Consider the following 23,015-nt stretch of genomic DNA (forward strand, 5'->3'; position numbering starts at 1 on the left):
ATTATATAATGATGAAAATTGAAGACTCTGAGCTTATACTCACCCCAGAAGGCAAGATATACCATTTAAATCTTACCCCTTCCGAATTGGCGCCGACTATTATCACAGTGGGTGATCCTGACCGCGTGCAGATGGTTTCAAAATATTTTGACACAATTGAAACTACCGCCGAGCACCGTGAGTTCAAAACACATACAGGAACGTACAAAGGAAAAAGAATCAGTGTTATTTCCACAGGAATTGGTCCTGATAATATTGACATTGTTTTCAATGAATTGGATGCCTTGGTGAATATTGATTTTGAAAAGCGACAAGCCAAAAAAAAGCTTACGTCGCTTAATATTATTAGAATTGGAACTTCGGGAGGTTTAACGCCCGATGTAAAAGTTGATAGCTTTTTAATCAGTACACTAGGGATTGGACTGGACAATGTGATGCACTATTATGCTAAAACAGATAAAATATTCAACCGCGATTTTGCACGCGCATTTATAGACCACACCCAATGGAATCCAGATAACTCTGTTCCTTATGCCGTGGAAGCTGATAAGGTTTTGGTTAAAAAATTCACTTCCGAAAAAACAAAGCAGGGTATCACTATTACAAATGTAGGCTTTTATGGGCCACAAGGCCGTGTGCTTCGGACACCTCTACGTGACGGAAGCCTTAATGAGAAACTTACCTCTTTCCGGTATAAAAAGAAAAAAATTACAAATCTTGAGATGGAAACTGCCACAATGTATGGAATGGCAAAATTGTTGGGCCATCACGCCCTGTCAATGAACGCGATCATTGCTAACCGTGCTTCGGGAACTTTCAGTAAAGACGCATCAAAAACCATCGATGCGCTTATTCAATATACATTGGGAAAAATTACGGAATGAAAAAATTTTTAATTGGCGGTGTGCCGGAACATTTCAACTTGCCGTGGTACATAGCCCTGCGCGATAAAAAATTTCAAAAAGAAGGAATTAATCTTCGCTGGAAGGATTATCCTGGAGGCACTGGGCAAATGGTCCGCGCTTTGAGAGAAAAGGAAATAGACATGGCCGTTATACTTACGGAAGGAATGGTGCGTGATATTATAAACGGAAACGATTCCAAAATTGTTCAGGTTTTTGTGAAATCGCCTTTGCTTTGGGGCATTCACGTTGCTGCAGCTTCCGATTATGAGGAGGTAGGCGATTTGAAAGGAACAAAAGCTGCAATAAGCCGATTTGGTTCAGGCTCACATTTAATGGCTTTTGTAAATGCTGAAAATCACGATTGGGATTTAAAAAATGATTTGAAATTTAAGGTAATACAAGATTTGGACGGTGCGTTGGAAGGATTGCCAAATGGAAATGGCGACTACTTTATGTGGGAAAAATTTATGACCAAACCTTACGTTGACAATGGTACCTTCCGTTTGGTGGGAGAATCTCCAACTCCCTGGCCCAGTTTTGTTATTGCTGTACGCAATGACGTTTTGGAAAACGAATCGGAAGCTATAAAATCTATTTTAAAGGCAATTAATGGTGTAACGGAAAATTTCAAGAATCTGGAAGGTATTGATGAAATGATTGCGAAACGCTACGGTCAAAAAATAGAAGATGTACGCGAATGGCTATCTCTTACCGAATGGAGCGATAGACAATTAACTTCTAAAGAACTGAAAAATATTCAGCAAAAACTTGTTGAACTGGATTTAATTGAAAATAAAATTCAGGAAACCAGCATCTTACATAATTTCTAAAAAAATCTTAATATTTACGCAACCCCGAGGCGCAACTTGCATCTTGTTATTATAAAACCAAGTATTATGACTACTTTTTTAATCGTTTTGGGGGCGTTGTTAGTCACAAATTTTTTGCTATTGCAGTTTAGTTGCAACGACGCTACAGAACCCGAAGTACCAGAAGAAGAATAGAAAATTTCTCCCCGTTCTATTCTTTATTATTTCAACGGTAATTTACCAATTAATTGGTTCTTTACCATTTTTCTTTAAATACTCATTTGTTTTACTGAAGTGTTTGTTTCCAAACCAATAACCTCTATTTGCAGCCAATGGCGAAGGATGCCCGCTGGTTAGCACCAAATGTTTTGAGGTATCTACTTTAGCCCCTTTCTTTTTTGCGGGTCCGCCCCAAAGCATAAAAACCAAATCTTCCCTCTCCTTTGATAGTTTTTCTATTACAGTATCAGTAAACTGTTCCCACCCTTTATTTTGATGACTTCCCGCTTGATGTGCCCGAACTGTTAATGTTGCGTTCAAAAGTAAAACCCCTTGGTTGGCCCAACGTTCCAGATTTCCATTGTTTGGAATTGTCGAACCGATATCAGTCCGTATTTCTTCAAAAATATTTTTCAGCGAAGGGGGAACCGCCACACTTTCACCCACCGAAAAGCACAAGCCATGTGCCTGTCCCGGTCCGTGATAAGGGTCCTGCCCTATTATTACAACTTTTACTTCATCAAATGGAGTATGGTCAAAGGCTGAAAATATCTGCTTTCCCGGCGGAAAACATTTAGTTGTGGTATATTCCTTTTTTACAAATTCAACCAAATTCTTAAAATAGGGCTTTTCAAACTCTTCCTTTAAAATCGCCTTCCATCCGGGCTCAATTGTTACCTGCATTATTGTTACTTTTGTATGATTGCTGAAAAAGTAAAATTAATGGAAATAAAACGGAAAGCCCGTATTGACAGTAAAACTTTAGAAGACCTGGAATTTCCTTCCGTGTTGCGGCAAGTTGCAGAATTTTGTGTAACCGAGCCTGGAAAGGAAGCAGTATTATCAATTACACCTTTTCAGGAGTTTGATGAAATTGAACCAGAATTACAACGCGTAAAAGAGTTTACAGCCTCGTTTGATGGTGACAACAGAATACCAAATCACGGTTTTGACCCTATTTTTCGTGAGCTTCGTTTGCTTGAAATTGAAAACAGCAGTTTGGAAATTTCGGGTTTCCGAAAAATTCTATCCATTTCTGAAACTACGCGTATTCTTCTAAAATTCTTTAAAAAATTTGAAGAGTTTTATATTCATTTAAATTCCTTTTCGGAAGAGGTAAATTACACTTCAATCATTTCCGAAGAAATAAACAAGCGAATAGACAAATACGGCGAAATAAAAGATGAAGCCTCCGCAGAACTGGGAGCTATCCGTCGGCGTTTGAATGTGGTAAAGGGTAAAATCAATTCCTCATTCACAAAGGCACTATCACAGTACGCACAGAGTGATTATTTAGATGAAATCCGCGAGTCTGTGGTTGAAAACCGTCGGGTACTTGCCGTAAAAGCAATGCACCGCAAAAAAGTGAAAGGCGCTGTTTTGGGCAGTTCAAAAACTGGAAGCATCGTTTATATTGAACCGCAGGAAACGCTTGAATACGCTAACGAGCTCAGTAATCTTTTATACGAGGAAGACGAGGAAATAAAGCGCATTTTAAAGGCGATGACCGAATTTGTACGTCCGCACGCCGCACTTTTGGCGAACTATCAAGAATATTTGATAACGATGGACGTGCTGTATGCCAAGGCGAAATATGGATTAAAAATAAATGGTGTATTGCCGATTATCGTTTCAGAAAAAAAGATTTCCTTAGTAAAGGCATATCACCCGCTGTTGTTGGTTTCAAATAACAAACGGAAGGAAAAAACATTTCCGCAGAGCATTGAACTGGTTCCGGACAAACGGATAATCGTAATTTCCGGCCCAAATGCTGGAGGTAAAAGTATTACGCTAAAAACCGTCGGACTCTTGCAAGTTATGCTACAAAGTGGTTTGTTGATTTCTGCGGAACCTCAGAGCGAAATGTGCTTTTTTAAACGAATTTTGACTGATATTGGTGACAACCAATCCATTGAAAATCACCTCAGTACCTATAGTTATCGTTTAAAAAAAATGAATCAATTCTTAAAAAAGTGCAATAACAAAACACTTTTTTTGATTGATGAATTCGGAACGGGAAGCGATCCCGAACTCGGGGGCGCTTTGGCGGAAACTTTTTTGGAAGTTTTTTATGAGCGGGAAGCCTTTGGAATAATCACCACTCATTATACCAATTTGAAATTATTGGCAAACGAACTTCCGCACGCAATAAATGCGAATATGCAGTTTGACAATAAATCATTGGAACCTTTGTACCAGCTGCATTTGGGAGAGGCTGGAAGTAGTTATACGTTTGAAGTTGCGCAGAAAAATGGTATTCCGTACAGCTTAATAAATAAAGCAAAGAAAAAGATTGAACGCGGCAAAGTACGTTTTGACAAAACTATTGCCAACCTTCAAAAAGAGCGGTCAAATCTCCGAAAAACTTCAGAATCTTTAAAAAGCGAAGAGCAAAAGGCGCGTTTGGAAAGTAAGCAGTTGGAGGAAGTAAATGCGCGCGTACAAGAAAAGTTGGAAAGTTACCAAGAACTATTTGATGCCAATCAGAAATTAATAAGTTTGGGGAAAAAGGTTGATGTACTTTCTGAAAAATACTTCAACAACAAACAAAAAAAACAATTGATTGATGAGTTGATGAAGCTTGTGATGATTGAGAACAGCAAGCGTAAAAAGCTTGCTCCCAAAGTAAAAAAGGCTGTAAAAGCTAAAGAGCGGGAGGTTATTAAAGAAGTTGAAAAGAAAGTTGAAGTTATTCGCGAGCGCAAAAAAGAAGAAAAAGAAAAGGCCAAAAAAATGCCGCCACCAAAACCGAAAGTTGCTTTAAAAATTGGCGACAGAGTGCGAATGATTGACGGCCGCGCCATTGGAACAATTGATACCATTGAAAAAAACAAGGCAATCGTTAATTATGGAATGTTCACGACCAACGTAAGTTTGGAAGAACTTGAAAAAGTATGAAAAAAGTTTACAGTTTTCAGTCGCAGTTTTCAGTAAAACTGTGTACTGTGACTGAGACTGAATACTAAATATGAAAAATAAAGACCAAAAAATAATCCTCTTTGACGGCGTTTGCAATCTTTGCAATGGTGCAGTAACTTATATAATTAAACGGGATAATAAAAATGTTTTCAAATTTGCGGCGCTTCAAAGTGAAATTGGTCAACAACTGATTTCAAAATTCAACATAGACACTTCAAAAGTAGATTCCATCATTCTTATTGATGGCGAAAAACATTACATAAAATCCTCAGCAGCGCTTCATATTGCCAAACAGCTGTCGGGCGCTTATCCCCTACTTTTCGGATTTATGATTGTGCCAAAATTTATAAGAAATGCAGTGTACGATTATATCGCGAGAAACCGCTATAAATGGTTCGGTAAAAAGGAAAGCTGTATGATTCCCACCTCAGAATTGAAGGCTAAATTTTTATAAGTAATAAAAGCATTATCAATTTTAACTAGTTTATTATTTGACCCACATTTAATGTTCCAGGCGACTCAGCTGCGGGAGCATTCCAAATAAAATCTCCATATTCATTTCCAGTGCCGGTGAGTTGAAGAGAATAGCCCGCTGGGGTAGTATTTTTCGATTCTTCTACGCCAATATCGGTAGAAGTTATTCCATTAGCAGCCCCCGTATTTGGGGTCAAAATACCTTCATAACTAAGGAATTGAATGACTAACCCTGCTTTGACAATAGCAATTCCATCTTCCGGTCCATTTTGAATAGATGAAACTGGAAATGACAGTGTTCCTATTCCATTAGATTGATTAGGAATAATTCCTGTTAAAGCGAATGATTCATATACCGTGCCAGTAGTACCGTTGTACAATTCAATTGTACAAATACTCAAATCATATCCGGCAGGGCCAGCAATCTCGATAAATTCCCCTACATCAGAACCTATATTTTTATAATGAAATTCATTAATCCAGATTTCTGGTGACGGGATAGTTGAACAATATATATTATTCCACACTCCCCCATCCCAGATTTGAAGACAGCTTTCTCCATTTCCATTATTCATTACGTAGACCAATAATCCTGCTTCCGATACATTGGGAGTTATTGAATTTCGAGCGGGAATGTTAGGCACCCGGGGTGGCATAAACCCTTTATAGGTTGTACCTCCATCCGAAGTACTACTCACTTCAAGCATGGATGAAGGTGCTGGTGTGGTTGTGCCAATGCCAACTTGGCAATAGGAAAATTTTGCAATACTTGCAATAGCGAAGAATAATAGTATTTTTTTCATAACTATGGGTTTTAAGCATAGCTAAGAAGGTAATAATTCAGAAATATAGATTGGGTCTATGTTTCTGGGGAGAAATCTAATTTAATAAAAATATATATTTCTTGCAAAATATTTTAAAATGTACATTTTCTTTTATCAAAAGATCATTCTAATCTTAATAGTCGATTTTAAAAAGTTACGAATCCACATCAAACGTCTCCGAAGGGTTGTCGTGCGGTACATAGTTCAACATATCCTCACCCTTGGCGATAATTGTACAAACCGTTGCATCTCCAGTAACGTTTACTACTGTTCGGAACATATCCAAAATTCTATCAACAGGGAAGATTATGGCTATCCACGCGGGGTTTAAACCAACCGATTCCAAAACAATTATAAGCATTACCAAGCCCGCACTTGGCACCGCAGCTGAGCCTATTGATGCTAATGTAGCTGTCAGTACTATGGTAAGCTGTTGTCCCAGCGTTAAATCAATCATATGTAATTGGGCAAGAAAAACAACCGCAACTGCCTGATAAAGACAGGTTCCGTCCATATTAACAGTTGCTCCAATAGGTAAAACGAAGCTGGTTATTTTTTTGTCAACTCCTAAGTTTTCTTCTACACATTCCATGGTAACAGGTAATGTAGCCGCGCTACTAGAGGTTGAAAAAGCCAAAGTCTGTGCAGGAGCCATTGCTTTAAAAAATCCTTTAAAGGGAATCTTCTTCACAAATAATTTTACCAATAATGGATAAATTAAGAAAATCATAAGCATCAGGCCTACAAAAACGGTAAGCGAGTACCAGCTTAAGCCCTTAAATATTTCATATACTTTGCCAATATCATCACCCGCCATTTTGCTTACCACGCCTGCCAAGAGTGCAAACACAAAGAAAGGCGCGGCCTGCATTACCAAATCAACCATTTTTAAAAAAACTTCCATAGCGCTATCCATAAAGGACGTAACGGGTTGTGACTTTTCATTTGGAATCAATAACAAGCATACCCCGAAAAATATTCCAAAGAAAATAATCTGCAGCATCAATCCATTATCAGTCAATGAAAAGAAGAAATTTTCAGGAACAATATCTACTAGGGGCTGTAAAGGCGTGGACTCTTTGGTTTTCTCCGCAGTCTGCATTTTTTCGGTTACCGAAGCATCTTTAAGTTCTCCTTTTGAAAGATCGGTAATTTTCTGTGCGCGCTCAAAGAAAGCGGGATCCTGCAAATAATTTATTCCATCCTTTATTTCGTGGCCTTCGGAAGCGGCCCAAATCTCATAACTTATTCTATTGTCGATTCGGCTTTGCTCATCTATTAATTTTCCTGGCTTAATTACATTTACTAATAAAAGCCCCATACTTACAGCAAAAAGTGTGGTTATCAAATACGCCAACAGCGTCTTCCCTCCCATTCTTCCCAAGCTCGAGGGGTCGCCAATATTCGCAACTCCACTAATTATTGATACTAAAACGAGTGGAACGGCAATCAACTTTAAAAGGTTGATGAAAATTTTTCCAAACGGCGCTATCCAGTCAATTGTGAATTCACTCCACCCCAACTGGCTGGAAAGCAATGCCCAAATGATACCTAAAACAAGTCCGATGATTATTTTCCAGTGTAGCGCGATTTTTTTCATGAAAATATTATGTCTTTAAATTTTTGAAATTTTGTTCAATAAATAGAAATCAGCCAATACCAAAGCTGCCATAGCCTCCACAATGGGGACGGCCCGTGGCACCACGCAAGGGTCGTGACGGCCTTTTCCTTCAGTTACGGTCTTATCTCCTTTGCTGTCAATGGTCTGCTGTTTTTGCATAATAGTAGCAACGGGTTTAAAAGCTATCTTAAAATAAATATCTTCCCCATTGCTGATTCCGCCCTGTATTCCACCACTGTTGTTGGTTTTTGTGCTTCCGCCCCTCTTAAATTCATCATTGTGTTGGCTGCCTTTCATCTTAGTACCAGCAAAACCGCTACCATATTCAAAACCTTTTACGGCGTTTATGGAAAGCATTGCTTTGCCCAGCGCTGCGTGTAGTTTATCAAAAACTGGCTCGCCCAATCCAAAGGGAACATTCTGGATAACACAGCTTACAGTACCACCAACCGTATCACCTTCTTTTCGGATTGATTTTATGTAATCCTCCATTTTTGAAGCCATTTCAGCATCGGGACAACGCACAGGGTTTCTTTCTATTTCTGAAAAGTCAACCTGTGAATAATTTTTTTTGAGTTCCATTTCGCCTACTGAAGAAACATAGGCAGTGATTTTTATATTCTGAAGCAGTTGTTTTGCGATGGCACCAGCTACTACCCTGCAAGCCGTTTCTCGTGCCGAGGAACGTCCGCCCCCACGATAGTCACGGATACCATATTTTTTATCGTAAGTATAATCTGCGTGTGAGGGACGATAAATATCTTTTATATGGCTGTAATCCTTGCTTTTTTGGTCTGTGTTTTCAATTGTGAAACCAATTGGCGTTCCCGTAGTTTTTCCTTCAAATATTCCGGAAAGAAACTTTACTTCGTCTTCTTCCTTCCGCTGGGTCACAATTGCAGATTGGCCAGGTTTGCGGCGCTGCATTTCAGCGTTTATTGCTTCAAAATCGAGAGAAAGACCTGCTGGACAGCCATCTATAATTCCGCCAATAGCGGGACCGTGCGACTCTCCAAAAGTGGTAAGTTTAAAAATTGTTCCGAAGGAATTGCCTGCCATTAGTTGCTTTTCAACAAATGTAATTGATAGGGACGAATAATGAAAATAACGTTGTTCATAATCTTTAAGAAACATTCTGAAAAGGAAATAACATTTTCGACTTTCAATCATAACTTTTACATAAAGTATTTATTCGATGAATTCTAGAAATTTGTAATGTAAATATGTATGATTGAAAAGAAAAGTTGAAATTGTTGTAATATCTGATGTCCATCTAGGGACTTACGGCTGCCACGCCAAAGAGCTTCTTCACTATTTAAACTCCGTAAAGCCAAAAAAAATTATTTTGAATGGAGATATTATTGATATCTGGCAATTCCGAAAAAGATATTTTCCCAAAGCACATCTTTTGATTATTAAAAAGATTTTGTCCTTAGCCGCAAAAGGCACAAAAGTGTATTATATAACAGGAAACCACGATGAAAAACTACGAAAGTTTAGCAATACCAAAATGGGCAATATTCAAATATGTGATAAATTAATACTCAATCTGGACGGAAAAAAAGCCTGGTTTTTTCACGGCGATGTTTTTGACGCCTCCGTGCAACACACCAAATGGATTGCTAAGCTTGGTGGTTGGAGTTACGATCTATTGATTCTTTTCAACAGGTTTATAAATTATTTATTGGAAAAAGCGGGCCGCGAAAAATATTCGCTTTCTAAGAAAATTAAAAACAGTGTAAAATCTGCCATTAAATTCATAGACAATTTTGAAAAAACCGCGACCGATTTGGCGATTGACAATGAGTTTGACTATGTAATCTGTGGCCACATCCATCAGCCAGGCATTAAGAAGATTGTGACAGATAAAGGAAGCTGCCAGTATTTAAATAGCGGCGATTGGATAGAAAACCTCACAGCTTTGGAGTATAATAATGAAAATTGGGTTTTATATTTCTATAATAACCCAAAACAAGTCTTTATTCCTGAAGAAGTTTTGCTCGAAGAACAAACGGAAGGTTTTGAAAATATGGTTGCAGCCATGAAAGCTTTTAAAACGATTATTTAATTTTTTAAAGCTTGTCTTAAAATCGTTACTGGGTGCAATGCTTTTCTGCCTGTCCCATCAAAAATTTGATGACGACAACTCGTGCCGTTAGCAGCAAAAATAGTATTATCCGTTGCTTTTCGTATTGCTGGAAAAAGCTTTAACTCTCCTATTTTCATACTCACATCGTAATGTTCCTTTTCATATCCAAAACTGCCGGCCATACCGCAACAACCAGAAGGTATAATGGTAGGTTTGTAATTTTCGGGCAAATTTAGAATATCAAAGGTTACTTTCTGGTTGCTCTGTGATTTTTGGTGGCAATGCACGTGTATTTTAATGTTTCTTTCTTCGGAAGTAAACTGTGCTGCGGAAATAGTACCGTTATGTATTTCGGCCGAAAGAAATTCCTCGATTAGAAATGTATTTTTAGAAATTGCTTCCGCCGAAATTATATCATCCGCCAACCGAAGGTATTCATCACGAAAAGATAGTATTGCCGAAGGTTCAATACCTACTAAAGGAACTTCTGTTGAAATTTTATCTTTTAAAAAGGCTATGTTTGTATTGGCCTCCTTTTTCGCTTCCTCCAAAAATCCTTTTGAAAGTAAGGCACGGCCACTATCCAAGTTATCTATCACTTCCACTTTATACCCTAAACCTTTTAAAAGTAAAAACGAATCCAAGGCTATTTCAGTATCCAAATAATTACTGAATTCGTCAACAAAAAGCAATACCTTTTTAATGGGTATATCATCGCCAGGATTATGTGTAAATAACTGGTTTTTATGTTTTTGAATTAAATCACTGAAACTATTATTTGAAACTTTAGGCAAGGATCGCTTTGGATGTATTCCACCAATTTTTTTTATAATTTTTGAAGTGAGACCATTTCTAAAAAACCAATTGGCAAGCTGCGGAAAATTGGAAGCCATATTGTTAAGTTTCGTACTTTTTCCCATCAGCTTATTGGATAATGAAACACCGTTTATTTTATTGTATTGATATAAAAACTCAGCTTTTGCAGTGCTTATATCCACATTACTGGGGCATTCACTTGCGCAGGCCTTACAACTGATGCATAGATCAAAAACCTCCTTTAGCTCTTTTGAATTGAATTTATTTGCAGCTGTATTATTTGTTAGAACTTCCCGCAGGGCATTCGCACGTGCGCGCGTAGTGTCTTTTTCGTTTTTGGTGGCGTGATAACTGGGACACATGGCTCCCGCTGCTTCTGCCGTTTTTCTACAGTCACCGCTACCGTTGCATTTTTCAGCCAAACGAAGAATTCCCTCGGAATCATTGAAGTCCAATAGGGTCTCAATATTGGGTTCTTCCCTATCTACTTCATAACGAAGGGATTCGTCCATTTTAAAAGCATTCACAATTTTTCCGGGATTGAAAATATTGTGCGGATCAAAAGCTGCTTTAATTCTTTTTAAAAGCGCATAGTTTTTTTCGCCAATCATCAACGGAATAAATTCGGCGCGTACAATACCATCGCCGTGTTCCCCGCTAAAGGAGCCTCTGTATTTTTTACAAAGTTTGGCAACATCAGTGGTTATTTTACGAAAATACTCCACTCCCACCCCTGTCTTCAAATTCAGGATGGGCCGCAAATGCAGTTCACCGGCGCCCGCGTGTGCATAATAAACAGCTTGCTGGTCGTACTGTTTCATCAACACTGAAAACTCTGAAATATAACTGGGCAAATCTTCCAAAGCAACCGCTGTGTCCTCAATACAGGCAACAGCTTTGTGATCGCCCACCATATTTCCGAGTAGGCCCAAACCGGCTTTGCGCAATTCGGCAGCCATTTCAATCTCCTCGCCTCTTAAAACCGGATTATGATAACTGTGACTTGAAAGTTTGAGGGAATCCAACAAAGATGAAGTTTGACTTTCTAAATCCGCTTCAGAATTGCTTTTCAATTCCAAGAGTAGAATTGTTTTTGGGTTTCCTTTTACAAAGAACCGATATGGCTCATACGTTTTGTTTTTTTTTGTACAATCCAAAATTACATTGTCCATCATTTCGCAAGTATGCAAATTGTGCTGCATCGCCACAATTACATCGTTTAAACAAGCTTCAAGTGTATGATAATGTGTTGCAACCATTGCGGTATATTGTGGTGGTAACGGATCTAATTGGAGTGTAATTTCTGTAGTAAATGCAAGGGTCCCCTCGCTTCCGCAAAGTAGTTTGCACAGGTTTATTTCTTCTTTAAATTCACCAAACACAGTTGTGTTCAACAGACTGTCAACCGAATAACCCGTATTTCTTCGGTGAATTTCAGGTTTTGGAAATTCCTTCCAAATTTCTTGTTGGGTTTGTTCGGAAATCAGTTCATTGTAAATCGTTTTATAGATTTTTCCTTCCAACGTATCTAGCTGTGTTTTCTGGAGAAATTTTTCTTTTGAAAGTGGTTCAAAAACTACTTCTTCCCCGTTTGAAAGAATGGTTTTCAATTTTAAAACTTTATCGCGCGTTACACCGTATTGAATTGACGTTGTGCCGCTGCTGTTGTTGCCTACCATCCCGCCTATCATGCATCGGTTGCTGGTGGAAGTGTTGGGACCGAAGAAAAGTCCGAAAGCTTTTAGATAGCGGTTCAGTTCATCGCGGATCACGCCTGGTCGCAAAGTAACTGTCTGCTTTTGGGTGTCTACTGAAATTATTTCTGTAAAATATTTTGAAACATCCACTACTATCCCATCGCCCACACATTGTCCGGCAAGAGAAGTTCCTGCAGTTCGCGGAATTAAGGAAGTGTTGTTCTTGACAGCAAAATCGATTAACTGCCGTATTGCTTCAGCATTTTTAGGATAGGCTACGGCCAGCGGTATTTTTCGATACACAGAAGCATCTGTAGCGTAAATACTGGTATGAAGGGTATCGGTGAAAAATTCACCATTAAAAGTCTTTTGAAAATTCTGAAGTTCTTGTTTCATTGCAACTTTTGTAAAAGTAAAAAACTTCCTTAACAAAACTTTGTAAATTTTACAATTGCCATTAGCATCGCATTAACGTTTACCAACTTATAATACGCCTACATTTACAGCGTTTATAACTAAAAGAAAAATTATGAGAAAAGCAGTTTTATTGACTATTGCGATTATCACGTTGAGCTTACACGCCAATGCCCAGGAAATTTCAAAAAATGCAATCGGGATACGTTTAAGTGAAAGTGATGGTTTTGGTCCAGAGGTAAACTATCAGCGAGGTTTGGGCGATAACAACCGTTTGGAACTGGGGTTGGCCTTTCACAGCGATCGTTATTGGGACGCTGTAAAACTTACTGGAATTTATCAGTGGGTCTGGAATATTGATGGAGGCTTCAATTGGTATGCGGGGCCTGGTGCTGGCGCAGGAATTGTAAGCTATGACCATAAACATAAGGATTATCCGTATGATGATAGGTATGATGATTCAGAAGCATTTGCCTTTGTAACAGGTGATGTTGGTATTGAGTACAATTTTGACTTCCCTCTTCTGGTTTCCTTTGATTTTCGCCCACAGGTGAACTTAGGCTACCGGGACGACATCAGTTTTGATGTGGGTTTAAGCGCTCGATATCAGTTCTGATAATCAAACATCACCTTATATTGAGAGAAATGCCCCACGTATTGATGGGGCATTTCTTTTTTAAAAACAAGAAAAATCCTCTTTCATATCAATTTATTTTATTGCAATCTATAAAAGAGAATTATTGAGATTGGGCAAGACTTCTTTTTGCAATTGCCTCTTCATATAACTTTTCATACAACGGAACAATTTTCTTTGTATCGTAAATCATTGCAGACTCGACTGCTTGCTTCTTAAATTTCTTCAGTGTTTCATCAGTTGCTAAGATTTTTAAGGCATTTTCGGCCATTTCATCCACATTGCCTACATCGCTTAAAAAACCGCTTACTCCTTGAATATTTACTTCTGGCAAGCCGCCTGTATTACTTGAAATTACCGGAACGCCGCAAGCCATGGCTTCCAATGCCGCAAGACCAAAGCTTTCCTTTTCTGAAGGGAGAATGAACAGATCTGTAAAACAAAGAATTTTGTCCACTTCATTGCTGTTGCCCACAAAAAGTACTTTTTCCTCAATACCTTTTTCTTCACATAGTTGCTCGCAGCCTTCACGTTCGGGCCCCTCACCTACTATTATTAATTTGGAAGGAATCTTTTTCTGAATGCGGTCAAAGACCTCTATCACGTCCTTTACACGTTTTACTGGTCGAAGATTACTCACATGGGTAATAATCCGCTCGTCCTTATCCGCCATTAAATCGCGCTGACAATCAGTAAATGTGTTGATTTTCTTCGGAATATCTATAAAATTTGGCACTACGTGTATTTCTTTCTTAATATCGAAAAGATGCAGCGTGTCTTCTTTTAAACTTTTTGAAACTGAAGTTACCACATCGCTATTGTTAATGCTAAAAGTAACTGCTGGTTTATAAAATGGATGGTTCCCCACCAGGGTAATATCTGTGCCGTGAAGCGTAGTTACCATTGGGATAAAGATATTTTCCTCGGCCAGCATTTTCTTGGCCATATAGCCTGCGTATGCGTGGGGTATTGCATAATGCACGTGTAATACTTCAATTTTATGGAGTTTTACCATATCTACCAATTTGCTAGAGAGTGCAAGCTCGTAGGGTTGGTAGTGAAAAAGTGGATAAACAGGCACCGAAACCTCGTGAAAGTGAATGTGTTTTGAAAGTAATTCTAGCCTAACGGGTTGCTTGTAGGTAATAAAATGAACTTCGTGCCCATGCTCGGCAAGTGCTAAGCCAAGTTCCGTAGCCACTACCCCGCTTCCGCCAAAGGTTGGATAACATACTATTGCTATTTTCATTTTATTATTTTCAAATTAAAGGTTACAGATCTTTTGAAATTTAATAATCAATGGCCTCATAAATGGCTTCTTGTATTTTGCTGCGCAAATCACTTCTTATCAGTTTTCGGTTTTCCGCATCGGGAAAAGTTCGGTTTGATAAAAAGACATACACAATATCCTGTTCCGGATCTGCCCAAGCAAATGTTCCGGTAAAGCCACTATGCCCAAAACTAGTCATGGAAACACAACCGCATGTAGGCCCAGATGTTCCCAATTGTGGTTTGTCAAAGCCCACGCCCCGTCGTACGTTTTTATCACAATAATAACAGGTATTGAAAAGATCCAAAATATCAGGATTAAAATAGCGCACACCGCCATAAAAACCTTTCCAAAGATACATTTGCATGATTTTGGCCACATCATTTGCATTACTGAATAAACCCGCATGGCCACTTACTCCTCCAAGCATCGCTGCGCCTTGGTCGTGCACATAGCCCTGAACTTTCTGGTTCCTAAAAATATTGTCCTGTTCCGTTGGAGGAATATTGTCTTTTGAAAATTTTTCCAAAGGAAGATATGTCATATAATTTGCCCCCAAAGATTCATAAATGTTCTCCTGAACAATTATTTCCATCGGCTTCCCGAATTTTCGTTCCAAATATTTCTTCAGAATATAATATGGAAGATCGCTGTATTTGTACTCTAAACTTGAGTTTAAATCACTATCGCGAATGGTCTCAAAAATGGTATCCATATAATCCCTGCGCATATATAGATTTTCTGCTACATGCACATTAAAATCCTTATCTGGAATTTTGGAATAATATTTTGAAGATATCCCTGTTTTTTCGTCGTTGAGTGTATGGCGATAAAATGGTATCCACGCCTTTAAACGCGCATAGTGCGAAAGCATTTCCTTTAAAGTAATATTCGCTTTGTTCGAGTTTTTGTACTCCGGAAGCATTTCTGAAAGCTTCGTATTCATACTCAATTCTTTCTTGTCCACAAGCTGCATAATCATGGGGAGGGAAGCAAGGATTTTGGTCAGCGAAGCCAAATCGTAAACGGTACTGTCCTTTACTTCATTTTGTGAATCGTATTCGTGATGTCCAAAATTTTTCTGATAAATAATTTTTCCTTTTCGGGCCACCAAAATTTGGGCTCCCGGATACATTCCTTCCTTTATACCCAAATTTGCAAGCGAATCAATTTTTTTCAGTTTATAGCTGTTAACCCCTACACTTTCTGGTGTCCCGTATTGAAGTCTGCGCAATGATTTTGTTTTTAGCATTGTGTTTAAAGGAAAATCCGCTCCCAATGAAACGGGAAGCTTTCCCTTGGCTTCCCTTGCGCCAAAGATTAGCTGGGCCGAAAGTTTTTGGGAAATCTCACTGTTTTGATAGGACATTAAAACTCCCTCAAAATTTGCTGTGGTTTTTAGATCCAGCATAGCGTAGGGTCTTGCAAAAACATCGAGAATCACGGTGTTTGTTCGGGCAATTTCATATAACCAAACAAGTTCATTTTCAGAAAATTCAAACTTTTTCCAAGGGTTTTCATTGCTTTTGTGAAATCCAATAATTACGTAGTTGTACGCCTTAAGTTTTTGGATATAATCATCCAGACTATTAGCTTTAACCCAATCTACCTTTCCATATTTTCGCAATTCATTTAAAAATATTTCGCCCGAATCATCGCCAAAATTTATATAGGCAATCCTTTTCTCTTGAAGATCTTTTATAGGAAGAATTGCACGGTCATTTTTAATAACCGTTAGCGCGTGGTCCATTGCTTCTTCATAAAGCGCATCGTCATTAACTGAATTTAAATCTTCTACTAAATAGGCCGTGCTGACAGGTTTGTAGCTATGCAAGCCTACTTTAAATTTTGCGTATAGAATTTTCTTTACAGAATAGGCCAAACGCTTTTCTGTAATAACATCTTCATTGTATGAATTTATAAGAAATTCTATGGCCTTTGGAATATCTTCGGAAATCAATAGCACATCGTTTCCTGCAAGAAATGCTGCAAGTTCAATTTCGCCAGGTTTTTTAAAATCGGAAGCGCCTTTCATATTCAAGGCGTCGGTAAAAATAAGCCCGTTAAAACCCAATTCATTTTTTAAAAGATCTGTCACCACCTTTGAAGAAAGCGAAGAGGGATAATTCATTTGAATTTCTAAAGCGGGAACATTCAAATGGGCAACCATTACACTATTCAGTCCTTCTTCAATTAATCTTTTATAGGGTACTAATTCCAAAGTATCCAAACGTTCTTTTGAAAAATCAACCGTTGGTAAGGTTTTGTGACTATCCATGTCGGTATCGCCGTGGCCGGGGAAATGTTTTGCGCTTCCCATAATGCCAGCGCTTTGCATTCCTTTCATAAAGGCGAGGGACTTTTCGGTTACATTATCCCTATCCTCTCCAAAAGAGCGATTTCCAATAATGGGATTTTTAGGATTTGTATTGATATCCACCACCGGCGCAAAATTAATATGTACTCCCAGGCGTTTACTTTGTTCACCAATACGTTGCCCAATCTTTTCAATAATCTTATTATCTGTAATTGCGCCCAAGGTCATATTCCAAGGGAAGGCGTAGGTAGAATCCAGTCGCATTGCAAGCCCCCATTCTGCATCCATACCGATTATTAAGGGAACTTTGGCAAGAGATTGGAACTCATTGTTCAACTTGGCTTGGCGCACGGGTCCCCCTTTGGAAAAAATAATCCCGCCCAAATGATATTCGGTAATTAGTTTTTTTATTTTATCGGTCTTTTCTTGTGGATCACTTGAAAAAATATCTGCCATAAAAAGTTGGCCTATTTTTTCTTCTAAAGTCATAGCATCATAGATGCTGTCCACCCATTTTTTTTGGTTCTGAAAATCGTTTTTTAGGATCAATGGGTTTTTGTCCTGTGAAAACCCTGAAAGGAATGCAAGAGAAAATAGAAAAGGAAACAATAAATTTTTCATACGTAAAAACTTCTTTTAAGATAAAAATCTATTGTGCCAACTTTCATGTGCAGGTACTTCCCAATTTTCAAGATATTCGGCCTTTGTATTAACGAGGTTATTGAAGACAACTGTGTTTTTGGAAACGGATTTATCCTTTGCCATTTTTCTGAAATCCGCCAAAGGTTTATAAGCTATATATTCACCTGAATAAAAGGTTACGTTCATTTTATCAAGTAAATCCACATTAAATTTTTCCTGAAGGGACTGTATGAAATGGACAGACGCGTCAATGCTGCAGCCCGATGCGGAAGCATTTGCCTGATTAAGCCCAAGTACAATAAATCGATTGTATCTTATTTCAAGTCCCGCTTCAAGCTCAGCGCCGTGAGCGGTCCATTTGGTTAAAAAATCTTCGGATAATTTGGTGATTTCAGTAACTTCGTCGTCACTTAATTTTCTATTTGCCTGATATATCCATATTCTGGAATCATCTGGCAGGTTTTTAAAATCTGTAAGCATTTTGGAATATTCTTTCTAATTCATTAGACCTACAAGGAGGCCTTCGGCAACATCCTGCAAGTGATTTATAAATCTTCTGCATTTGCAATCATTTCTGCAACGTCCAGCACCTGAACATTGTCTTCGGCGTGTTTAGCCTTAACGCCATCTGTCATCATGGTATTGCAGAACGGACAGGCCGCTGCAATTATTTTTGGAGCGGTTTCCAAGGCTTCTTCGGTACGTTCTACGTTAATATCTTTTTTTCCGGGTTCAGGCTCCTTGAACATTTGAGCGCCTCCGGCCCCGCAGCATAATCCGCGTGATTTGCAACGTTTCATTTCCACTAGCTCAACTTCGAGTTTTTGAAGCAGCTCGCGGGGAGCTTCATATTCGCCATTTGCTCTTCCCAAATAGCACGGATCGTGGAATGTGATTCGCTTTCCTTTAAATTTTCCACCTTCCACTTTAAGCCTTCCCTCTTCCATTAACGATTTTAGGAATTGGGTGTGGTGCATAATTTCATAATTACCACCAAGCCCTGGGTACTCATTTTTAATAGTGTTAAAGCAATGTGGGCAAGCGGTAACTATCTTCTTTATTTCATAACCGTTCAAAACCTCAATATTTGTCATCGCCTGCATTTGGAAAAGAAACTCATTTCCAGCCCTTTTTGCGGGATCGCCGGTGCAACTTTCTTCAGTTCCCAAAACGGCAAAATCTATATTTGCTTTATTGAGCAATTTCACAAAGGCTTTGGTTATTTTTTTCGCACGGTCGTCAAAACTCCCAGCGCAGCCAACCCAAAAAAGTATTTCCGGTTGCTTGCCTTGAGCCATATATTCGGCCATTGTTGGGACCTTTAGTTGTTCACTCATTTCTTAACTTTTCTGTTTTCAACCCTTCAACTGCGCTCAGGGTGATAATTTATATTAATCTTTAAATACTTCTATTGTTACTTCTTTTTCCACCAAATCGGTGAATCTCCCTTTGTATCGCGTAGCTCTCACCAAATGGTTATCCACCCAATGATAATTTCCACCGCGTGGTTTTCCCATTAACATGGTGTGGTATTTAAAACCATGTTTGTTTAGCCAATTTTCAGTTACCTCGCGATGGGCTTCGGTGCGGGAAGTGAAAAAACAGATGATGTGTCCTTCGTCATACCATTTATTCAAGGTTTTTAAAGCATCTGGAAAAGGTTCACAGGTGGCCATCCGCTCGGGTTCCTCGTTGGGAATATCATCAGTAATGGTCCCGTCAATATCTATCAAGTAGTTTTTTATCCCCTCTGGAAGAATTGGGCTCACGTGTTCACCCTTTTCTACTTTATCATGCAGCATTATTTCTACTTCTTCTTTTTTCATATAAAAATATTATCAATTCTCATCTTTCCAGTTCAAACGATCCATCTGGTTATAGGGCCAAGGCGCTCCATTGTTTTCAATATTGGTCATAGAAACATTTAGCTCCGTTGGAGCTGCGGATTGTTCCATCACCAAATATTGGCGCATATCCATAATAATACTCAGGGGGTCAATACTTACGGGGCAGGCTTCAACACAAGCATTGCAGGTTGTACAAGCCCACAGTTCTTCGCGCGTAATATAATCGTCCAGCAGTTGCTTACCGTCTGGTTTGAATTCACCGTTTTTGTCAATATTTTTTCCAATCTCTTCCAAACGGTCACGGGTGTCCATCATTATTTTACGCGGTGAAAGTTTTTTCCCGGTAATATTTGCGGGACATTCGCTGGTACAACGACCACATTCGGTGCAGGTATATGCGTTCAGCAGCTGTATTCTGCTTAAATCAGTCACATCACTGGCTCCGAATTTAGCAGGAGCTTCGGTTGCTCCTTCGGCGGGTGCCGCAAAAGGATCTACGTTAGGGTCCATCATCATTTTAACCTCGTTGGTAACGGAATCCAAATTTTTAAACTTTCCTTTTGGAACCACTTTTCCGAAGTAAACATTGGGAAACGCCAAAATAATATGAAGATGTTTTGAAAAGTATAAGTAATTCAGAAACACAAGTATTCCCAAAATGTGAAGCCACCAAGCCCCCCGCTCTATGGCAATCAGCGTTGCTTCAGAAAGATTGCTAAAAAAGGGAACTATAAATTTACTTACAGGATACGAACCAGCCTCAACGTAGTGAGCCGCGCCTAATGTTTGCAATTGCTGATCTGCCGCGTTCATGGTCAAAAAGAGAATCATCAAGACCATTTCAAAATAAAGAATGTAATTGGCGTCGTTTTTGGGCCAACCCGTCATTTCGTTTGCCCAAAATCGCTTTATTTTTTGAATGTTTCTGCGGGTCCAGAAAAGTATGACCCCCACCAAAACTAGAAGTGCCAAAATTTCAAAGGAAGCGATTAAAAAGTTATATAGCCCAATGGGCAGGACGGTTAAAAGTACTCTATGGGTTCCAAAAATTCCATCGATAATAATTTCGAGTACTTCGATATTGATGATAATAAAACCTACATATACAATGATATGAAGAAGTCCTGAGATGGGGCGTACCACCATTTTTGATTGTCCTAGCGCAATGCGTACTACATTGCCCCATCTCTCCGAGGTATGGTCGGAAGCATCTACTTCATGACCAAGTTTTATGTTGCGGATTATCTTGCGGATGTTAAGGGTAAAATATCCCACACCCGCTGCGAGGGCAATAATAAAAAGTATATTCGGAATGTATTGCATGTTTTACTCGTCTGGATTGGCTGGCGGTTCGTATTCTTTATTCTTTTTACCAAAAACGGAAATGTGCACATAACGTTTCGGGTTGAGCTTTACGTCCTGAAGGAGCTGCTCAAGCTGCCTTGAAGCGCCTTCTAGATTTTGGTATAATTTGTCGTCTTTTAATAGTTTGCCGATAGAACCTTCCCCATTATCTACGCCGGCTACAATTTTATCCATTTTGTCTACCACGTTTTGAAGATCGGTTACTAATTTACCAGTTTCCAACTGCGCCAAGGAATCTGTTAATTTTGAAAGATTTCCGGCGGTTTTGTCCAAATTTGTAAATGTATTATCAAGTTTGTCTGTGTTGTTTGAGAGGATGTGATTTAAGTTTTCAGAAACTCCAGCAAATGAGTTAAGAGTAGTATTCAAATTTGCAATTGCTTCCTTTAGGTTTTGACGGGTCTGTTCGTCAACAATCGCATTAATGCTCAACAAGAGCGTATCCACTGTGGCAAGAGTATTATTCACTTTTTTCTCCAGTGGACCGAGGGCTTTCGTAACAGCCGTAAGCATTCCGTCTTCCACATCCCCTCTAAGGGTATCGCCACTTTTTGCGATATTGCCAGCATCATACTGTGGAAAGATTCCCAATGACTTTCCGCCAATAAGCCCTGTGCTGTAAATTCTAACGATACTGTTTTTTGAAAAGTCAAAATCCTTTTCAACAGTGAACTTTACAACGAGCCCTCCCTTTGAATTGGCAAAGGATATATTCTGCACCTTGCCCACAGTAAGCCCATTTACTGTAACAGGTGCGGCTTGCGCCAAGCCTTCAACATTATCATATTTTACATAGAATTCTCTGTTTTTGTCGAGCAAATTAGTGCCCTTTAAAAAACTGTAACCAAAGATTAACAGCAATATAGCCCCGATGGCGAGGATTCCGGTTTTAACTTCTTTCGATAGTCTCAAGTGTATAGTTTTAGTTTGTGAACAAATTTAAGTGATAAATATAAAGAAAGCACGCTAATTGGCTTTGGATTTTAACACTTCGGGTAGATTAACTTTTTTCCCTTTTTTAAATGCGACAATATATGCTGAAGGATATCCTTTTTGCTGCACAAATGTTTTCATGACCTGAATTTTGTTGTAGTCTGATGTTTCACCGTAATAATATTTAAAAAGACCATTTTCCTTTTCACGTGCTACATCTTTTAATCCTTTGAAGTTGTTTGGTTTTGGATCTATTTTTTTACTGGTTGCAGCTAATTGCACTTTAAATATTACACCTTCATAAATGTCTTCTTTAGTAACTTCTATAGCTTTCTCAACCTCAAGTTCCTTCACTTCGGGATCTTTTATCTTTTCTGTGGAAATAGAAATACTGTTAATATAAGATTTTATGGCGTTACTTATTTCGCGTGCCATTTCCGATTGTCCCTTGGCGGAATTTAGATAAGCACCTTCACTTTTATTGGTGAGAAAGCCAGTTTCAATCAAAACACTGGGCATATAGGTGTTGTGAAGTACCCAAAAACCAGCCTGCTTTACACTTCTATCCTTTCGCTTTAAATTATTTATCACGTTGTTCTGTACTAAACTTGCCAATAATATGCTTTGGTCAAGATACTCTTCCTGCATTAAGACCATTCCTATTAATGATTCTGGAGCATTGGGATCAAAGCCGCCATACTTTTCCTGATAATTTTCTTCCAGATAAATTACCTCATTTTCCTTTTTTGCAACCTCAAAGTTTGCCTGGCTCTTATGAAGCCCCAACACAAAGGTCTCTGCTCCATATGCATCTGATTTATGGGCATTGCAATGAACAGAAACAAAAAGATCGGCATCTGCTCTATTTGCGATTGCCGCTCGTTCCCGCAGTTCAATAAATACATCGGTTTTACGGGTATAGATAACTTTCACATTGGGCAATTTTTCCAGCTCTGCTCCTACTTTCAATACGATGTTCAATGATATTTCGGACTCTTTATATCCATTGCCTTTGTTTCCGTGGTCGTGGCCACCATGGCCCGCATCCAAAACAACAACGAAAGGTTTAATTGGATTTTCAATGGCTGAAGCAGCAAAAGGGAAACAGGAAACCGCAATAACTAATACGAATAAAGAAAAAAGTTTCGTTTTCATCTTTAAAAGCATATTTGATAAAAAAGAAAGTGGAATGTCCAGATTATTCATCATTTATTATTTTG

19 protein-coding genes are annotated in these 23,015 nt (G+C 38.8%); 6 read left to right on the forward strand and 13 right to left on the reverse strand.

Annotated features, from left to right (window positions below; genetic code table 11):
- The first annotated feature begins 11 nt into the window (after nucleotides 1–11).
- Together JK629_RS12855 and JK629_RS12860 are read left to right on the forward strand one after the other, a co-directional pair.
- Nucleotides 12–884 carry a nucleoside phosphorylase gene (locus tag JK629_RS12855; RefSeq protein ID WP_202338057.1) on the forward strand — a complete coding sequence of 291 codons (873 nt, stop codon included), beginning with the start codon at nucleotides 12–14 and terminating at the stop codon, nucleotides 882–884.
- Nucleotides 881–1,735, forward strand: a complete 855-nt coding sequence (locus JK629_RS12860) for a substrate-binding domain-containing protein (protein WP_202336023.1) — start codon at nucleotides 881–883, stop codon at nucleotides 1,733–1,735. The genes JK629_RS12855 and JK629_RS12860 overlap by 4 nt, the downstream gene beginning before the upstream one ends.
- 216 nt (nucleotides 1,736–1,951) lie before the next feature.
- Here the strand turns inward: JK629_RS12860 and JK629_RS12865 are convergent, their stop codons facing one another.
- Nucleotides 1,952–2,617 carry a uracil-DNA glycosylase gene (locus JK629_RS12865; RefSeq protein WP_202336024.1) on the reverse strand — a complete coding sequence of 222 codons (666 nt, stop codon included), beginning with the start codon at nucleotides 2,615–2,617 and terminating at the stop codon, nucleotides 1,952–1,954.
- 39 nt (nucleotides 2,618–2,656) lie between these two features.
- Between JK629_RS12865 and JK629_RS12870 the strand changes: the two genes are divergently transcribed.
- Together JK629_RS12870 and JK629_RS12875 are read left to right on the forward strand one after the other, a co-directional pair.
- The gene (locus tag JK629_RS12870) at nucleotides 2,657–4,831 is read left to right on the forward strand and encodes an endonuclease MutS2 (RefSeq protein ID WP_202336025.1); all 2,175 of its coding nucleotides are present in this window, start codon (nucleotides 2,657–2,659) and stop codon (nucleotides 4,829–4,831) included.
- A gap of 70 nt (nucleotides 4,832–4,901) precedes the next feature.
- Nucleotides 4,902–5,306 (forward strand): thiol-disulfide oxidoreductase DCC family protein, encoded by a 405-nt coding sequence (locus tag JK629_RS12875; RefSeq protein ID WP_202336026.1) that lies wholly within the window; start codon nucleotides 4,902–4,904, stop codon nucleotides 5,304–5,306.
- 25 nt (nucleotides 5,307–5,331) lie between these two features.
- Here the strand turns inward: JK629_RS12875 and JK629_RS12880 are convergent, their stop codons facing one another.
- From JK629_RS12880 to aroC, 3 genes are all read right to left on the reverse strand, one after another.
- Nucleotides 5,332–6,129 (reverse strand): hypothetical protein, encoded by a 798-nt coding sequence (locus JK629_RS12880; protein WP_202336027.1) that lies wholly within the window; start codon nucleotides 6,127–6,129, stop codon nucleotides 5,332–5,334.
- Between the two features lie 175 nt (nucleotides 6,130–6,304).
- The gene (locus JK629_RS12885) at nucleotides 6,305–7,750 is read right to left on the reverse strand and encodes a dicarboxylate/amino acid:cation symporter (protein WP_202336028.1); all 1,446 of its coding nucleotides are present in this window, start codon (nucleotides 7,748–7,750) and stop codon (nucleotides 6,305–6,307) included.
- 15 nt (nucleotides 7,751–7,765) lie between these two features.
- Complete coding sequence (gene aroC / locus JK629_RS12890; RefSeq protein ID WP_202336029.1) at nucleotides 7,766–8,830, reverse strand: chorismate synthase; 1,065 nt, start codon at nucleotides 8,828–8,830, stop codon at nucleotides 7,766–7,768.
- Between the two features lie 172 nt (nucleotides 8,831–9,002).
- On the opposite strand from aroC, the gene JK629_RS12895 reads away from it, so the two are divergent.
- Nucleotides 9,003–9,839, forward strand: a complete 837-nt coding sequence (locus JK629_RS12895; RefSeq protein WP_202336030.1) for a UDP-2,3-diacylglucosamine diphosphatase — start codon at nucleotides 9,003–9,005, stop codon at nucleotides 9,837–9,839.
- Here the strand turns inward: JK629_RS12895 and JK629_RS12900 are convergent.
- Nucleotides 9,836–12,769 carry an FAD-binding and (Fe-S)-binding domain-containing protein gene (locus JK629_RS12900; protein ID WP_202336031.1) on the reverse strand — a complete coding sequence of 978 codons (2,934 nt, stop codon included), beginning with the start codon at nucleotides 12,767–12,769 and terminating at the stop codon, nucleotides 9,836–9,838. The genes JK629_RS12895 and JK629_RS12900 overlap by 4 nt on opposite strands.
- A 133-nt stretch (nucleotides 12,770–12,902) precedes the next feature.
- Here JK629_RS12900 and JK629_RS12905 point away from each other — a divergent pair, with 133 nt between their 5' ends.
- Entirely contained in the window at nucleotides 12,903–13,403 is a 501-nt protein-coding gene (locus JK629_RS12905; RefSeq protein ID WP_202336032.1) for a hypothetical protein, read from the forward strand.
- Nucleotides 13,404–13,524: 121 nt separating this feature from the next.
- Here the strand turns inward: JK629_RS12905 and bshA are convergent, their stop codons facing one another.
- The 8 genes from bshA to JK629_RS12945 all read right to left on the reverse strand — a co-directional run bounded on the left by bshA (nucleotide 13,525) and on the right by JK629_RS12945 (nucleotide 23,004).
- On the reverse strand, nucleotides 13,525–14,670 hold the full coding sequence (bshA, locus tag JK629_RS12910) for an N-acetyl-alpha-D-glucosaminyl L-malate synthase BshA (protein WP_202336033.1): 1,146 nt from the start codon (nucleotides 14,668–14,670) through the stop codon (nucleotides 13,525–13,527).
- Between the two features lie 40 nt (nucleotides 14,671–14,710).
- Nucleotides 14,711–17,629, reverse strand: coding sequence for a glycoside hydrolase family 3 N-terminal domain-containing protein (locus tag JK629_RS12915; protein WP_202336034.1), 2,919 nt, complete (start codon nucleotides 17,627–17,629; stop codon nucleotides 14,711–14,713).
- A gap of 15 nt (nucleotides 17,630–17,644) precedes the next feature.
- The gene (locus JK629_RS12920) at nucleotides 17,645–18,130 is read right to left on the reverse strand and encodes an ABC transporter ATPase (protein ID WP_202336035.1); all 486 of its coding nucleotides are present in this window, start codon (nucleotides 18,128–18,130) and stop codon (nucleotides 17,645–17,647) included.
- A gap of 65 nt (nucleotides 18,131–18,195) precedes the next feature.
- Nucleotides 18,196–18,987, reverse strand: a complete 792-nt coding sequence (locus JK629_RS12925) for a (Fe-S)-binding protein (protein ID WP_202336036.1) — start codon at nucleotides 18,985–18,987, stop codon at nucleotides 18,196–18,198.
- A 54-nt stretch (nucleotides 18,988–19,041) separates the two neighbouring features.
- On the reverse strand, nucleotides 19,042–19,476 hold the full coding sequence (locus JK629_RS12930) for an LNS2 domain-containing protein (RefSeq protein ID WP_202336037.1): 435 nt from the start codon (nucleotides 19,474–19,476) through the stop codon (nucleotides 19,042–19,044).
- Nucleotides 19,477–19,488: 12 nt separating this feature from the next.
- Nucleotides 19,489–20,820: a (Fe-S)-binding protein gene (locus JK629_RS12935; protein WP_202336038.1), complete on the reverse strand. Its 1,332-nt coding sequence runs from the start codon at nucleotides 20,818–20,820 to the stop codon at nucleotides 19,489–19,491.
- Nucleotides 20,821–20,823: 3 nt separating this feature from the next.
- Nucleotides 20,824–21,774 carry an MlaD family protein gene (locus tag JK629_RS12940; RefSeq protein WP_202336039.1) on the reverse strand — a complete coding sequence of 317 codons (951 nt, stop codon included), beginning with the start codon at nucleotides 21,772–21,774 and terminating at the stop codon, nucleotides 20,824–20,826.
- Nucleotides 21,775–21,828: 54 nt separating this feature from the next.
- Nucleotides 21,829–23,004: an N-acetylmuramoyl-L-alanine amidase family protein gene (locus tag JK629_RS12945; RefSeq protein ID WP_225626022.1), complete on the reverse strand. Its 1,176-nt coding sequence runs from the start codon at nucleotides 23,002–23,004 to the stop codon at nucleotides 21,829–21,831.
- Nucleotides 23,005–23,015: the final 11 nt, after the last annotated feature.

The sequence above is a fragment of the Aequorivita iocasae genome, assembly GCF_016757735.1.
GTDB classification, from domain to species: Bacteria; Bacteroidota; Bacteroidia; order Flavobacteriales; family Flavobacteriaceae; genus Aequorivita; species Aequorivita iocasae.

Coding starts and splice junctions, on each gene's coding strand:
- JK629_RS12855 (WP_202338057.1), top strand. CDS start 12: ATGAAAATTGAAGACTCTGAGCTTATACTCACCCCAGAAGGCAAGATA.
- JK629_RS12860 (WP_202336023.1), top strand. CDS start 881: ATGAAAAAATTTTTAATTGGCGGTGTGCCGGAACATTTCAACTTGCCG.
- JK629_RS12865 (WP_202336024.1), bottom strand. CDS start 2,617: ATGCAGGTAACAATTGAGCCCGGATGGAAGGCGATTTTAAAGGAAGAG.
- JK629_RS12870 (WP_202336025.1), top strand. CDS start 2,657: ATGGAAATAAAACGGAAAGCCCGTATTGACAGTAAAACTTTAGAAGAC.
- JK629_RS12875 (WP_202336026.1), top strand. CDS start 4,902: ATGAAAAATAAAGACCAAAAAATAATCCTCTTTGACGGCGTTTGCAAT.
- JK629_RS12880 (WP_202336027.1), bottom strand. CDS start 6,129: ATGAAAAAAATACTATTATTCTTCGCTATTGCAAGTATTGCAAAATTT.
- JK629_RS12885 (WP_202336028.1), bottom strand. CDS start 7,750: ATGAAAAAAATCGCGCTACACTGGAAAATAATCATCGGACTTGTTTTA.
- aroC (WP_202336029.1), bottom strand. CDS start 8,830: ATGGCAGGCAATTCCTTCGGAACAATTTTTAAACTTACCACTTTTGGA.
- JK629_RS12900 (WP_202336031.1), bottom strand. CDS start 12,769: ATGAAACAAGAACTTCAGAATTTTCAAAAGACTTTTAATGGTGAATTT.
- JK629_RS12905 (WP_202336032.1), top strand. CDS start 12,903: ATGAGAAAAGCAGTTTTATTGACTATTGCGATTATCACGTTGAGCTTA.
- bshA (WP_202336033.1), bottom strand. CDS start 14,670: ATGAAAATAGCAATAGTATGTTATCCAACCTTTGGCGGAAGCGGGGTA.
- JK629_RS12915 (WP_202336034.1), bottom strand. CDS start 17,629: ATGAAAAATTTATTGTTTCCTTTTCTATTTTCTCTTGCATTCCTTTCA.
- JK629_RS12920 (WP_202336035.1), bottom strand. CDS start 18,130: ATGCTTACAGATTTTAAAAACCTGCCAGATGATTCCAGAATATGGATA.
- JK629_RS12925 (WP_202336036.1), bottom strand. CDS start 18,987: ATGAGTGAACAACTAAAGGTCCCAACAATGGCCGAATATATGGCTCAA.
- JK629_RS12930 (WP_202336037.1), bottom strand. CDS start 19,476: ATGAAAAAAGAAGAAGTAGAAATAATGCTGCATGATAAAGTAGAAAAG.
- JK629_RS12935 (WP_202336038.1), bottom strand. CDS start 20,820: ATGCAATACATTCCGAATATACTTTTTATTATTGCCCTCGCAGCGGGT.
- JK629_RS12945 (WP_225626022.1), bottom strand. CDS start 23,004: ATGATGAATAATCTGGACATTCCACTTTCTTTTTTATCAAATATGCTT.